This window comes from Pseudomonas sp. HS6-2 (assembly GCF_049325675.2).
In the GTDB taxonomy this organism is placed as follows: domain Bacteria; phylum Pseudomonadota; class Gammaproteobacteria; order Pseudomonadales; family Pseudomonadaceae; genus Aquipseudomonas; species Aquipseudomonas putida_N.
Genome location: NZ_CM143906.1, coordinates 3955949 through 3970016, shown reverse-complemented (window position 1 = coordinate 3970016; position 14068 = coordinate 3955949). Strand labels below are relative to the sequence as shown.

Annotated in this window: 13 protein-coding genes; 8 read left to right on the top strand and 5 right to left on the bottom strand. The window is 63.0% G+C overall.

What is annotated here, in order from left to right:
• Positions 1-5: 5 nt before the first annotated feature.
• Entirely contained in the window at positions 6-266 is a 261-nt protein-coding gene (gene cspD / locus ACOKS3_RS18415; protein WP_103448065.1) for a cold shock domain-containing protein CspD, read from the bottom strand.
• A gap of 230 nt (positions 267-496) precedes the next feature.
• Here cspD and clpS point away from each other — a divergent pair, with 230 nt between their 5' ends.
• Both clpS and clpA read left to right on the top strand, forming a co-directional pair.
• Positions 497-859, top strand: coding sequence for an ATP-dependent Clp protease adapter ClpS (clpS, locus tag ACOKS3_RS18410; RefSeq protein WP_016488124.1), 363 nt, complete (start codon positions 497-499; stop codon positions 857-859).
• A 30-nt stretch (positions 860-889) separates the two neighbouring features.
• Entirely contained in the window at positions 890-3160 is a 2271-nt protein-coding gene (gene clpA, locus ACOKS3_RS18405) for an ATP-dependent Clp protease ATP-binding subunit ClpA (protein ID WP_152955990.1), read from the top strand.
• Between the two features lie 87 nt (positions 3161-3247).
• Here clpA and infA read toward each other — a convergent pair whose 3' ends face one another.
• From infA to aat, 3 genes are all read right to left on the bottom strand, one after another.
• Complete coding sequence (infA, locus tag ACOKS3_RS18400) at positions 3248-3466, bottom strand: translation initiation factor IF-1 (RefSeq protein ID WP_002553999.1); 219 nt, start codon at positions 3464-3466, stop codon at positions 3248-3250.
• 101 nt (positions 3467-3567) lie between these two features.
• Positions 3568-4275: an arginyltransferase gene (locus ACOKS3_RS18395; protein ID WP_054886817.1), complete on the bottom strand. Its 708-nt coding sequence runs from the start codon at positions 4273-4275 to the stop codon at positions 3568-3570.
• 56 nt (positions 4276-4331) lie between these two features.
• Complete coding sequence (aat, locus tag ACOKS3_RS18390; protein ID WP_103448063.1) at positions 4332-5012, bottom strand: leucyl/phenylalanyl-tRNA--protein transferase; 681 nt, start codon at positions 5010-5012, stop codon at positions 4332-4334.
• Positions 5013-5314: 302 nt separating this feature from the next.
• Here aat and ACOKS3_RS18385 point away from each other — a divergent pair, with 302 nt between their 5' ends.
• From ACOKS3_RS18385 to cysG, 6 genes are all read left to right on the top strand, one after another.
• Positions 5315-7888 (top strand): DNA translocase FtsK, encoded by a 2574-nt coding sequence (locus tag ACOKS3_RS18385; protein ID WP_374755304.1) that lies wholly within the window; start codon positions 5315-5317, stop codon positions 7886-7888.
• 62 nt (positions 7889-7950) lie between these two features.
• On the top strand, positions 7951-8574 hold the full coding sequence (gene lolA / locus ACOKS3_RS18380; RefSeq protein ID WP_422763532.1) for an outer membrane lipoprotein periplasmic chaperone LolA: 624 nt from the start codon (positions 7951-7953) through the stop codon (positions 8572-8574).
• A gap of 12 nt (positions 8575-8586) precedes the next feature.
• Positions 8587-9912, top strand: a complete 1326-nt coding sequence (locus tag ACOKS3_RS18375) for a replication-associated recombination protein A (RefSeq protein ID WP_103448060.1) — start codon at positions 8587-8589, stop codon at positions 9910-9912.
• Positions 9909-10283, top strand: a complete 375-nt coding sequence (crcB, locus tag ACOKS3_RS18370) for a fluoride efflux transporter CrcB (RefSeq protein ID WP_103448059.1) — start codon at positions 9909-9911, stop codon at positions 10281-10283. Before ACOKS3_RS18375 ends, crcB begins: the two co-directional genes overlap by 4 nt.
• Before the next feature lie 30 nt (positions 10284-10313).
• Positions 10314-11594 carry a serine--tRNA ligase gene (gene serS, locus ACOKS3_RS18365; RefSeq protein ID WP_103448058.1) on the top strand — a complete coding sequence of 427 codons (1281 nt, stop codon included), beginning with the start codon at positions 10314-10316 and terminating at the stop codon, positions 11592-11594.
• Complete coding sequence (gene cysG / locus ACOKS3_RS18360; RefSeq protein ID WP_422763533.1) at positions 11595-12986, top strand: siroheme synthase CysG; 1392 nt, start codon at positions 11595-11597, stop codon at positions 12984-12986.
• 33 nt (positions 12987-13019) lie between these two features.
• Here the strand turns inward: cysG and ACOKS3_RS18355 are convergent, their stop codons facing one another.
• A complete protein-coding gene (locus ACOKS3_RS18355) occupies positions 13020-13979 on the bottom strand; it encodes a glutathione S-transferase family protein (protein ID WP_103448056.1) in 960 nt (319 codons plus the stop codon).
• Between the last annotated feature and the right edge of the window lie 89 nt (positions 13980-14068).

Below are 14068 nucleotides of genomic sequence, written 5' to 3'. Positions count from 1 at the left end.
GGTGGTCAGACTTGCACGGTCTCGTCCTCGGACTGGCCGACAGCCTTGGCGGCTGCAGCCGTTGCGGCGTCGATGATCTTGATCGCGTGCAGGCCTTTGGGGCCCTGGATGATCTCGAATTCCACGGACTGGCCGGCCTTGAGCGTCTTGTAGCCGTCCATCATGATCGCCGTGTAGTGGGCGAACAGATCCTCGGCTTTACCCTCCTCATTGACGAATCCGTAGCCCTTGGCATTGTTGAACCACTTGACTTTACCGCTTGCCATCCCTATGTCCCTCTGCAAAGGACTCCATCACTGGAGTATCATCCACTTCATCCGCATACGAACCATGCGAAAAATCTGGTTGACTGCGCGGATCTTTATCGACCACGGTGGGTTCTTATTGGTTGTAACACCGTTTTGCCGATAGTCAAGGTCAGGTGGCGCGTGCGCCAGCGGCCGCAATTGCAGTCAACCCACAACCTTAACCTGACGCTCATGATGAAATTCTTTCCATGCATGCACCCAGTGAGATTCGACTAACATTCAATCAGGATCGCCCGCAAACGAACGAGGACGACGGCTCAGGTCTTGCCGTTCAGGAAGCCAAGCCGATCCTGCAGGCACCACCTATGTACAAGGTGGTTTTGTTCAACGATGACTACACGCCGATGGATTTCGTCGTCGAAGTGCTCGAAACGTTCTTCAGTCTGAACCGCGAGCTGGCGACCAAGATCATGCTGACCGTCCATACCGAAGGGCGGGCAGTGTGCGGATTGTTTACCCGTGACATCGCCGAAACAAAGGCCATGCAGGTCAACCAATACGCCAGGGAAAGCCAGCATCCGCTACTCTGTGAAATCGAGAAGGACGGTTAATCGCCGACCACTTGGGTATGAGGTGAAGCTATGTTAAACCGCGAGCTCGAAGTCACCCTCAATCTTGCCTTCAAGGAGGCTCGTTCGAAGCGTCATGAGTTCATGACCGTCGAACATCTGCTGCTGGCACTCCTTGACAATGAGGCTGCTGCGACCGTTCTGCGCGCCTGTGGCGCCAATCTCGACAAACTCAAGCACGACCTGCAAGAGTTCATCGACTCCACTACACCCCTGATCCCCGTCAACGACGAAGACCGCGAAACCCAGCCGACCCTGGGCTTCCAGCGTGTGCTGCAACGTGCCGTGTTCCATGTGCAGAGTTCCGGCAAGCGCGAAGTCACCGGTGCCAATGTGCTGGTGGCGATCTTCAGCGAACAGGAAAGCCAGGCCGTGTTCCTGCTCAAGCAGCAGAGCGTGGCCCGTATTGATGTGGTCAACTACATTGCCCATGGCATCTCCAAGGTGCCGGGCCATGGTTCGCATTCCGAAAGCGACCAGGAAATGCAGGACGAAGAAGGTGGCGAAACCTCCTCTTCGAGCAACCCGCTGGATGCCTACGCCAGCAATCTGAACGAGCTGGCCCGTGCCGGCCGTATCGACCCTCTGGTGGGGCGCGAGCAGGAAGTCGAGCGCGTGGCGCAGATTCTGGCCCGCCGACGCAAGAACAACCCGCTGCTGGTCGGTGAGGCCGGCGTCGGCAAAACCGCCATCGCCGAAGGCCTGGCCAAACGTATTGTCGACGGCCAGGTGCCTGACCTGCTGGCACAGAGCGTGGTCTATTCGCTGGACCTCGGTGCACTGCTGGCCGGTACCAAGTACCGCGGTGATTTCGAAAAGCGCTTCAAGGCGCTGCTCGGTGAGCTGAAGAAGCGCCCGCAAGCGATTCTGTTCATTGACGAGATCCACACCATCATCGGTGCCGGTGCGGCGTCGGGCGGGGTGATGGATGCGTCCAACCTGCTCAAACCACTGCTGTCGTCTGGCGAAATCCGTTGCATCGGTTCGACCACCTTCCAGGAATTCCGCGGCATCTTCGAGAAGGACCGTGCCCTGGCGCGGCGCTTCCAGAAGGTCGATGTCAGCGAGCCATCGGTGGAAGACACCGTTGGCATCCTGCGTGGGCTGAAAGGCCGCTTCGAGAGCCACCACAACATCGAGTACAGCGACGAAGCCCTGCGCGCCGCCGCCGAACTGGCCTCGCGCTACATCAATGACCGGCACATGCCGGACAAGGCCATCGACGTGATCGACGAGGCAGGTGCCTATCAGCGCCTGCAGCCCGAAGCCAATCGGGTCAAACGCATCGATGTGCCGCAGGTCGAAGACATTGTCGCCAAGATCGCGCGGATTCCGCCGAAGCATGTCACCAGTTCCGACAAGGAGCTGCTGCGTAACCTCGAGCGCGACCTGAAGCTGACCGTGTTCGGCCAGGACCAGGCCATCGACTCGTTGGCCACCGCCATCAAGCTGTCCCGGGCCGGCCTCAAATCGCCGGACAAACCGGTCGGTTCGTTCCTGTTCGCCGGCCCGACCGGTGTGGGCAAGACCGAAGCGGCGCGGCAGCTGGCCAAGGCGTTGGGGGTCGAGCTGGTGCGCTTCGACATGTCCGAGTACATGGAGCGTCACACCGTGTCGCGCCTGATCGGTGCGCCGCCTGGCTATGTTGGTTTCGACCAGGGTGGCCTGCTGACCGAGGCGATCACCAAGCAACCGCACTGCGTGCTGCTGCTCGATGAAATCGAGAAGGCCCACCCGGAAGTCTTCAACTTGCTGCTGCAGGTGATGGACCACGGTACCCTGACCGACAACAACGGGCGCAAAGCCGACTTCCGTAACGTGATCCTGATCATGACCACCAACGCCGGTGCCGAAACCGCCGCGCGGGCCTCGATCGGCTTTACCCATCAGGACCACGCGTCCGATGCCATGGAAGTCATCCGCAAGAGCTTCACGCCGGAGTTCCGCAACCGTCTGGACACCATCATCCAGTTTGGCCGCCTGAGCACCGAGACGATCAAGAGCATCGTCGACAAGTTCCTCATCGAACTGCAGGCACAGTTGGAAGACAAGCGTGTGCTGCTGGAGGTCAGTGATGCCGCCCGCGGCTGGCTGGCGGTTTCCGGCTACGACGTGCAGATGGGTGCACGGCCGATGGCGCGGCTTATCCAGGATAAGATCAAGCGGCCGCTGGCCGAGGAGATCCTGTTTGGCGAGCTGGCCGAGCACGGTGGCGTGGTGCATGTCGACCTGCGCGATGGCGAACTGGTGTTCGACTTCGAGACCACGGCTGAGGTGGCTTGATCGTACGGGGCCGCTTTGCGGCCCCCTCTGCAATCTGGCAGGCACAAAAAAGCCCGGCACATCGCCGGGCTTTTTCATGGCTAGAACTTAGCGCGCACGGTAAGTGATGCGGCCCTTGCTCAGGTCGTAAGGCGTCAGTTCGACGCGGACCTTGTCGCCAGTGAGAATACGGATGTAGTTTTTGCGCATCTTTCCGGAGATATGCGCGGTTACGACGTGCCCGTTTTCCAACTCCACGCGGAACATGGTGTTGGGCAGGGTGTCGACGACAGTGCCTTCCATTTCGAAGCTGTCTTCTTTCGACATGCAGTAGAGCCCTCGGATCCAGTGTTGGCCCGACGCATAACCGCACCGGGCAAAAAAGTGGCGTGGATTATGCCCGAAAACTGTGTGTCAAGCCAATGCTTTCAGTTGAGGGTGACCCAGCGCTGGTTTATCAACAACTCGATAGGCCGATACTGCGTCTTGTAGTTCATTTTCTTGCAGTTTTTGATCCAGTAGCCCAGGTACACCGCCTCCAGGTCCTGGCGCAGGGCTTCGGTGATCTGCCAGAGGATGGCAAAGCGCCCGAGGCTGCGGCGTTCTTCTTCAGGCTCGTAGAACGTGTATACCGCCGACAGGCCGTTGGGCAGCAGGTCGCAGACGGCAACTGCCAGCAGGCGGCCTTCCAGGCGGAACTCGTAGAACCAGCAGAACGGCAGGTCGCGGACCAGGAAGGTGGAAAACTGGTCGCGGCTCGGCGGATACATGTCGCCATCGGCGTGGCGGGTTTCGATGTAGCGCCGGTACAGGTCGAAATACTCTTCCTTGAACGCCGGGCGGGCAGCGGTCACGGTCAGGTCGGCGTTGCGCTTGAGGATGCGCCGCTGCTGGCGGTTGGGAATGAAGCGTGCGGCGGGGATGCGCGCCGGTACGCAGGCATTGCAGTTCTGGCAGTGCGGGCGGTACAGGTGGTCGCCGCTGCGGCGGAAGCCCATTTCCGACAGGTCGGCATACACATGCACGTCCATCGGCTGGCTGGGGTCGAGGAACAGCGTGGTGGCCTGTTCGTCCGGCAGGTAGCTGCAGGAGTGGGGTTGAGTGGCATAGAACTTCAACCGCGCCAACTCTGTCATGATCAACCCCCTCGGTGAGACTTTGCTTTAAGTGTAAGCCAGCTGGCAGAACTCGCCTAGCAAACCCAGGTGGCGCTGTTGGGCTGGTCGAGGTGGTGCGCCAGGTAGTCGGCGAAGCGGGCGCGGCTGATGGCGCGGGCGCCAAGGCTGTGCAGATGGTTGGTTGGCATCTGGCAGTCGATCAGCACGAAACCGGCCTGGCGCAAATGTTCGACCAGCGTCACGAAGCCAACCTTGGAGGCATTGTCGGCGCGGCTGAACATCGATTCGCCGAAGAACAGCTGGCCGATGGCCAGGCCGTACAAGCCGCCGACCAGCTCGCCGCGCTCGCGCACTTCCACCGAGTGGGCGATGCCGCGTCGGTGCAGTTCGCAGTAGGCATTGCGCATGGTGTCGGTGATCCAGGTACCGTCCGCGTAGTCGCGCGGCGCCGCGCAGGCGGCAATCACCGCCGGGAAGTCGCTGTCGAAGCTGACCTGGTAGCGGCCCTGGCGCATCAGCTTGGCCAGCGAGCGCGAGACGTGCAGCTCGTCCGGGAACAGCACCGTGCGTGGGTCGGGCGACCACCAGAGGATCGGCTGGCCGTCCTGGTACCAGGGGAAGCAGCCATGCCGGTAGGCTTGCTCCAGGCGCTCGGGGCTCAGGTCGCCGCCGGCGGCGAGCAGGCCGTTGGGGTCGTGCAGGGCCTTTTCCAGGGGCGGGAAGGTCAGCGAGTCGCGGGTTAGCCAGGTGAGCATGGTCTATTGTGCGGTGGGGGAGGGGAGAGCGCAGCATGGCGCGCAGGGCTTGCGGGGTCAATGCTGGCAGGGTCAAGAGTCATTGGCGGGCAGCAGAATAGGTAATTTCCTACACATTCATGAAAGCATAGGCACCATCCGCTACATTTGCTGTCACACCTGTGCAAAAACACAGCATAAGCCTTTGTCACAAAAGAAAATGCATGCTCAAATTGCACCTATACGAAAGTCGCCCCCACGCGAGAGCCATACGGCGTGCCGTCATGGCGGCTGGCGGGCAGTAATGTTAAAAATAGTGGTTCATTGGCCAGACACCGGCCGATCACTACTGGACGCGCAGCACGCGCAGGAATAGACGCGTTTTGAAGAAATCCACCGCAACTCCAGCTCCCTTGCCCGTGCCCCTGTGGCGCCAGCAGCTGCATTACCGCCTCAAGGAAGGTGCGTTGATCGCTGTCGGTGCCCTGTGCCTGTACCTGTGGATGGCACTGCTGACCTACGACACGTCGGATCCGGGCTTCAGCCACACCAGCAACATCGACCAGGTGCAGAACGCCGCCGGGCGTGCCGGTGCGTACTTCGCCGACATCCTGTTCATGGTGCTGGGCTACTTCGCCTACATCTTCCCGCTGCTGCTGGCGATCAAGACCTGGCAAATCTTCCGCGAGCGTCATCAGCCGTGGCAGTGGAGCGGCTGGCTGTTCTCCTGGCGGCTGATTGGCCTGGTGTTTCTGGTGCTGTCGGGCGCGGCCCTGGCGCATATTCATTTCCATCCGCCGGCGAGCCTGCCGTTTTCTGCGGGCGGTGCGCTGGGCGAAAGCCTCGGCGACCTGGCGCGCAACCTGCTGAACGTGCAGGGCAGCACGCTGATGTTCATTGCTCTGTTCCTGTTCGGCCTGACCGTGTTCACCGACCTGTCGTGGTTCAAGGTGATGGACATGACCGGCAAGATCACCCTCGACCTGTTCGAACTGGTGCAGGGCGCGGCCAGCCGCTGGTGGGAAGCACGCAACGAGCGCAAGCGCCTGGAAGCGCAACTGCGTGAAGTTGACGAGCCGGTGTTCGACCTGGCGCCGAAGGCCACCGACAAGCGTGAACCAGCCAAGCCGGCCTTGCGTGAGCGCATCTTCAAGCGTGAGGAAGCGCCGGCCCAGCCCGCTGAACCCCGCGAGCCGACCCTTGGCCGTGAGCCTGTCGTGCGCAGTGAACCGACACTTTCCCGCGAACCTGTCGTGCCGCGTGAACCCGTGGTCCCGCGCGAGCAGCCGCCTGCAGTGGCCCCGACCATTGTGCCACCGGCTGCGGCCAGGGCGCCGGAGCCGAGCAAGCGGGTGATGAAGGAAAAACAGGCGCCGCTGTTCGTCGACAGCGCCGTGGAAGGCACCTTGCCGTCGATTTCCATTCTCGACCCGGCCGAACAGAAGAAGATCGAGTACTCGCCAGAATCCCTGGCCGGGGTTGGCCAGTTGCTGGAAATCAAACTCAAGGAATTCGGCGTGGAAGTCTCGGTGGACTCCATCCACCCGGGTCCGGTGATTACCCGTTACGAAATCCAGCCGGCTGCTGGCGTCAAGGTCAGCCGCATCGCCAACCTGGCCAAGGACCTGGCGCGATCGCTGGCGGTGACCAGTGTGCGGGTGGTCGAGGTGATCCCCGGCAAGACCACCGTGGGTATCGAGATCCCCAACGAAAACCGGCAGATGGTGCGCTTCTCGGAAGTACTTGCCACGCCGCAGTACGACGAGCAGAAATCGCCGGTCACCCTGGCCCTGGGTCACGACATCGGCGGCAAGCCGGTGATTACCGACCTGGCCAAGATGCCGCACCTGTTGGTGGCCGGTACTACCGGTTCCGGTAAGTCGGTGGGTGTCAACGCGATGATCCTGTCGATCCTGTTCAAGTCCAGCCCGGAAGACGCGCGGCTGATCATGATCGACCCGAAAATGCTCGAACTGTCGATCTACGAGGGCATTCCGCACTTGCTGTGCCCGGTGGTCACCGACATGAAGGACGCCGCCAACGCCCTGCGCTGGAGCGTGGCCGAGATGGAGCGGCGCTACAAGCTGATGGCGGCCATGGGCGTGCGTAACCTGGCCGGCTTCAACCGCAAGATCAAGGACGCCCAGGAAGCCGGCGAGATCATCCATGACCCGCTGTACCGCCGCGAGAGCATGGACGACGAGCCGCCAGCGCTGAAGACCCTGCCGACCATCGTCGTGGTGGTCGACGAATTCGCCGACATGATGATGATCGTCGGCAAGAAGGTCGAAGAGCTGATTGCCCGTATCGCCCAGAAGGCGCGGGCCGCCGGTATCCACCTGATCCTCGCCACCCAGCGCCCGTCGGTGGACGTGATTACCGGCCTGATCAAGGCCAACATCCCGACCCGCATGGCGTTCCAGGTATCGAGCAAGATCGACTCGCGGACCATCATCGACCAGGGCGGCGCCGAACAGCTGCTCGGTCACGGTGACATGCTGTACATGCCGCCGGGCACCAGCCTGCCGATCCGTGTCCACGGTGCATTCGTCTCCGACGATGAAGTGCATCGCACGGTCGAGGCGTGGAAGCTGCGTGGCGCGCCGGACTACAACGACGACATCCTCAATGGCGTCGAAGAGGCCGGCAGCGGCTTCGACGGCGGCGGTGGCGGTGGCGATGGTGACGATGCCGAAACCGATGCCCTGTATGATGAAGCCGTGCAGTTCGTGTTGGAAAGCCGCCGCGCTTCCATCTCGGCGGTACAGCGCAAGCTGAAGATCGGCTACAACCGCGCCGCGCGGATGATCGAGTCGATGGAGATGGCCGGCGTGGTCACCCCGATGAACAGCAACGGCTCGCGGGAAGTGATTGCCCCGGGCGGCCCGCGCGACTGATGAACACCTTGCCGGGCGCCAACGGTGGCGCCCGGCCATTTCAATGCTCAATGAGGATTCCCATGCGCGCGATTCGCATGCTGTTGGTTTCTGCCCTGACCCTGGGCTCGGTTACTGCTTATGCCGGTGAGCAAGACGTACAACGCCTGACCCAGTTGCTGGAAAAATCCCAGACCATCGAGGCCAATTTCTCCCAGCTGACCCTGGACGCCGGCGGCACTAGCCTGCAGGAAACGTCCGGCGAGATGACCGTGAAGCGCCCAGGCTTGTTCTACTGGCACACCAATGCGCCGCAGGAGCAGGTGGTGGTGTCCGACGGCAAGAACGTCACTCTGTGGGACCCGGACCTGGAACAGGCGACCATCAAGAAGCTCGACCAGCGTCTGAACCAGACCCCGGCATTGCTGCTGTCCGGTGACGTGTCGAAGATCAGCCAGAGCTTCGACATCACCTCCAAGCAGCAGGGCGACGTGATGGACTTCACCCTCAAGCCGAAGACCAAGGACACCTTGTTCGACTCGCTGCGTGTGTCGTTCCGCAAGGGCCTGATCAATGACATGCAGCTGATCGACAGTGTCGGCCAGCGCACCAACATCCTGTTCAATGGCGTCAAAGCCAACCAGGCGGTGCCGGACAGCCAGTTCAAGTTCGACATCCCCAAAGGCGCCGACGTCATCAAGGAGTAAGCAGAGCTCGCCATGGACCTGTTTCGAAGCGAACCCGTCGCCCAGCCTCTGGCAGCCCGCCTGCGCCCGTCCAATCTGGATGAGTACGTCGGCCAGGAACACCTGCTGGCGCGCGGCAAACCGTTGCGCGAGGCGCTGGAGCAGGGTGCGCTGCACTCGATGATCTTCTGGGGGCCGCCGGGTGTGGGCAAGACCACCCTGGCGCGGCTGCTGGCACAGTTCTGCGATGCGCACTTCGAGACGGTGTCGGCGGTGCTGGCCGGGGTCAAGGAGATCCGCCAGGCCGTCGAAGTGGCCAAGCAGCAGGCCGGCCAGTATGGCCGGCGCACCATCCTGTTCGTCGATGAAGTGCACCGCTTCAACAAGTCCCAGCAGGATGCCTTCCTGCCCTACGTGGAAGACGGCACGCTGCTGTTCATCGGTGCCACCACCGAGAACCCGTCGTTCGAACTGAACAACGCCTTGCTGTCGCGGGCGCGGGTGTATGTGCTCAAGAGCCTGGACGAAGCGGCGTTGCGCAAGCTGGTCAACCGTGCCCTGACCGAGGAGCGGGGCTTGGGCAAGCGCAACCTGCGTGTGGGTGACGACGCCTTCAAGATGCTCATGGCCGCCGCCGATGGCGATGGCCGGCGCATGCTCAACTTCCTTGAGAATGCCTCGGACCTTGCCGAAGATGGCAGCGAGATCGACGTCGAGATGCTGCAAAGCCTGCTCGGCGACAGCCGTCGGCGCTTCGACAAGGGCGGCGAGGCGTTTTACGACCAGATCTCCGCGCTGCACAAGTCGGTGCGCGGCTCCAACCCCGATGGCGCCCTGTACTGGTTCGCACGCATGCTCGACGGCGGCTGCGATCCGCTGTACATCGCCCGCCGCGTGGTGCGCATGGCCAGCGAGGACATCGGCAACGCCGACCCACGGGCCCTGAGCCTGTGCCTGGCCGCCTGGGACGTGCAGGAGCGCCTGGGCAGCCCCGAGGGCGAGCTAGCGGTGGCCCAGGCCATCACCTACATCGCCTGTGCGCCAAAAAGCAATGCGGTGTACGTGGGCTTCAAGACCGCGTTGCGCGAGGCCGCCGAACATGGCTCGCTGGAAGTGCCGCTGCACCTGCGCAATGCCCCGACCAAGCTGATGAAGCAACTCGGCTACGGCGACGAATACCGCTACGCCCACGACGAGCCCGATGCCTACGCTGCCGGCGAAGATTACTTCCCGGAAGAACTCGAGCCGCGTCAGTACTACCAGCCCGTGCCGCGAGGCCTGGAGCTGAAGATCGGCGAGAAGCTGCGCCACCTGGCCGACCTCGACCGCAACAGCCCCCGCCAACGGAGAAAACCGTGATTGCACTGATAGCCGCCGTCAGCGCGGGCGGTATTGCCGGTACCTTGTTGCGCTTCGCCACCACCAACTGGGTCGCGACCCACTGGCCACGGCACTTCTATCTCGGTACGCTGGCGGTCAACCTGGTCGGCTGCCTGCTGATCGGCCTGCTCTATGGCCTGTTCCTGCACAAGCCGCTGGTGCCGGTCGAACTGCGCGCCGGCCTGATCGTCGGCTTCCTTGGCGGCCTGACGACCTTTTCCTCCTTCTCGCTCGATACCGTGCGCCTGATCGAAAGTGGGCAAGTGCCCCTCGCCTTGGGCTATACCAGTATCAGCGTGGTGGGCGGGCTCCTGGCCACCTGGGCCGGCCTGTCCCTGACCCGATTCTGAACCAACACCTACCTATAACGAGAGAACGATATGCTCGATTCCAAACTGTTACGCGGCCAACTTCAGGAAGTGGCGGATCGCCTGGCCTCCCGTGGCTTCAGCCTGGATGTCGCGCGCATCGAATCACTGGAAGAGCGCCGCAAGGCGGTGCAGACCCGCACTGAGCAGCTGCAGGCCGAGCGTAACGCCCGTTCCAAGTCGATCGGCCAGGCCAAGGCCAAGGGCGAGGACATCGCCCCGCTGATGGCTGACGTCGAGCGCATGGCCAATGAACTGGCCGCTGGCAAGGTTGAACTGGACGGTATCCAGGCCGAGCTGGACGGCATCCTGCTGACCATCCCCAACCTGCCGGACGCCAGCGTACCGGTCGGTGCCAGCGAAGACGACAACGTCGAAGTGCGCCGCTGGGGCACCCCGGCCTCCTTCGATTTCGAGATCAAGGACCACGTCGCCCTGGGCGAAGTCAGCGGTGGGCTGGACTTCGAGGCCGCGGCCAAGCTGTCCGGCGCGCGCTTTGCCGTGCTGCGTGGGCCGATCGCCCGCCTGCACCGTGCCCTGGCGCAGTTCATGATCAACCTGCACACCGGCGAGCACGGCTACGAGGAGCACTACACCCCGTACCTGGTGCAGGCCCCAGCCCTGCAGGGCACCGGCCAGCTGCCGAAGTTCGAGGAAGACCTGTTCAAGATCACCCGCGAAGGCGAAGCCGACTTCTATCTGATCCCGACGGCCGAAGTGTCGCTGACCAACCTGGTCGCCGACCAGATCCTCGACGCCAAGCAGCTGCCATTGAAACTGGTTGCCCACACCCCGTGCTTCCGCAGCGAAGCCGGTGCGTCCGGCCGTGACACCCGTGGCATGATCCGCCAGCACCAGTTCGACAAGGTCGAGATGGTCCAGGTGGTCGAGCCGTCCAAGTCGATGGAAGCCCTGGAAGGCCTGACCGCCAACGCCGAGCGCGTGCTGCAGCTGCTGGAGCTGCCGTACCGCGTACTGGCCCTGTGCACCGGCGACATGGGCTTCGGCGCCGTGAAGACCTACGACCTGGAAGTGTGGGTGCCGAGCCAGGACAAGTACCGCGAAATCAGCTCCTGCTCCAACTGTGGTGACTTCCAGGCGCGCCGCATGCAGGCCCGCTGGCGCAACCCGGAAACCGGCAAACCTGAGCTGGTGCACACCCTCAACGGTTCCGGCCTGGCTGTAGGCCGTACCCTGGTGGCCGTGCTGGAAAACTACCAGCAGGCCGACGGTTCGATCCGCGTACCGGACGTGCTGAAGCCGTACATGGGCGGCGTCGAGGTCATCCGCTAAATGGATTACCTGCCGCTGTTCCACAAGCTGCAGGGCGGCCGGGTTCTGGTCGTCGGCGGCGGTGAGATCGCCTTGCGCAAGGCGCGCCTGCTGGCAGATGCCGGCGCCGCGCTGCGCGTGGTGGCGCCGGATGTCGACGGCCAGCTGGCTGCGTTGGCCCGGGAAGGTGGCGGTGAAGTGCTGGTGCGTGGCTATCAGGCGGCCGACCTGGTCGGTTGCCGGCTGGTGATCGCGGCCACCGACGACCCTGGGCTCAACGCCCAGGTGTCGGCCGATGCGCAGGCGTTGAGCCTGCCGGTCAACGTGGTGGATGCGCCGGCCCTGTGCACGGTGATCTTCCCTGCCATCGTCGACCGTTCACCGTTGGTGATCGCGGTGTCCAGTGGCGGTGACGCCCCGGTGCTGGCGCGGCTGATCCGCGCCAAGCTGGAAGCCTGGATTCCGTCGGCCTATGGCGAACTGGCCGGGCTGGCAGCGCGTTTCCGGCACAAGGTCAAATCCTTGTACCCGGACGTCAATCAGCGCCGTGGCTTCTGGGAAACAGTGTTTCAGGGCCCGATTGCCGAGCGCCAGCTGGCCGGGCAGGGCGCCGAAGCCGAACGCCTGTTGCAGGCGATGGTCGACGGTGCGCCGGTGCAGCAGGGCGGTGAGGTGTATCTGGTTGGGGCGGGTCCGGGCGATCCGGACTTGCTGACCTTCCGTGCCTTGCGCCTGATGCAGCAGGCCGACGTGGTGCTGTACGACCGCCTGGTGGCACCTGCCATCATCGAGATGTGCCGGCGTGACGCCGAGCGTATCTACGTTGGCAAGCGCCGCGCCGACCATGCCGTGCCGCAGGACCAGATCAACCGCCTGCTGGTCGACCTCGCCCAACAGGGCAAGCGTGTGTTGCGCCTCAAGGGTGGCGACCCGTTCATCTTCGGCCGGGGTGGCGAAGAGATCGAGGAGCTGGCCGAGCACGGCATTCCGTTCCAGGTGGTGCCGGGGATTACCGCGGCCAGTGGTTGCTCCGCCTATGGCGGCATTCCGCTGACTCACCGTGACTATGCCCAGTCGGTGCGCTTCGTTACCGGGCACCTCAAGGATGGCACCAGCAACCTGCCGTGGGATGACTTGGTGGCGCCGGCCCAGACCCTGGTGTTCTACATGGGGCTGGTGGGGTTGCCGACCATCTGTGCCGAGCTGATTCGCCATGGGCGGGCGGCGAGTACGCCGGCGGCACTGGTGCAGCAGGGGACTACGCGCAATCAGCGCGTGTTCACCGGTACCTTGGCGGATTTGCCGGAGCTGGTGGCCCGGCATGAAGTGCATGCGCCGACCTTGGTGATTGTCGGGGAAGTGGTGCAGTTGCGCGACAAGCTGGCTTGGTTCGAAGGTTCGCAGAACAGCTGAAGCCGTCGGGGCCGCAAGGCGGCCCCGGCTATCTCAACCCTGCCAGATCCCGTTGCCCACCAACCGTTCCCGATCATGGGGCGCAGTGAAGTCCTGCAACGGCCCCTTGGGCACGATCCCGTTCGGGTTGATGGTCTTGTGGCTCATGTAATAGTGCTTCTGGATATGCTCCATATCCACCGTCCCAGCCACCCCCGGCCACTGGTACAGCTCGCGCAGCCAGTTGGACAGGTTGTGGTAGTCGCTCAATCGCCGTAGGTTGCACTTGAAGTGCCCGTGGTACACCGCATCGAAGCGCACCAGGGTAGTGAACAGGCGCACATCGGCCTCGGTCAGGTACCCGCCAGCCAGGTAGCGATTGCGGCCCAGCAGCGCTTCCAGGTGGTCCAGCTCGTTGAATACCTCGTCGAACGCCGCCTCGTAGGCATCCTGCGTGGTGGCGAAGCCTGCGCGGTACACGCCATTGTTCACCGCCGGGTAGATGCGTTCGTTCAGCGCCTCGATGGTCGGGCGCAGCGGCTCGGGGTAGAGGTCCAGGGTATTGCCTGTCAGCTCGTTGAACGCGCTGTTGAAGATGCGGATGATCTCCGACGACTCGTTGTTGACGATGCGCTTCTCTTGCTTGTCCCACAGCACGGGCACGGTCACGCGGCCGGTGTAGTGCGGGTCGTCCTGGGTGTAGCGCTGGTGCAGATACTGCAGGGCATCGAGGTGGTCGCCGGTGGAGCCTTGCTGCTGGTCGAAGGTCCAGCCATGGTCCTGCATCAGCCAGCTCACCACGGATACGTCGATCAGCGGCTCCAGACCTTTGATGGCGCGCAGAATCAGGGTGCGGTGAGCCCATGGGCAGGCCAGTGAAACGTACAGATGATAACGGCCGGCTTCTGGCGCGGGCAGCTGATTGCGGCGCTGGGCGTTTTCCCGTTTGAAGGTGCCGTCCTTGCCGTTTTCATACCACTGGTCGTGCCAGCGGCCGTCGATCAAAAGGCCCATGGTGAGCTCCTCGGAAACAAAGTTGTTTGTCGTTGGAGCCCAGTCTAGGGCAAATCGTTCGAATAACTAACGCAAAGACAGCGCCTTTA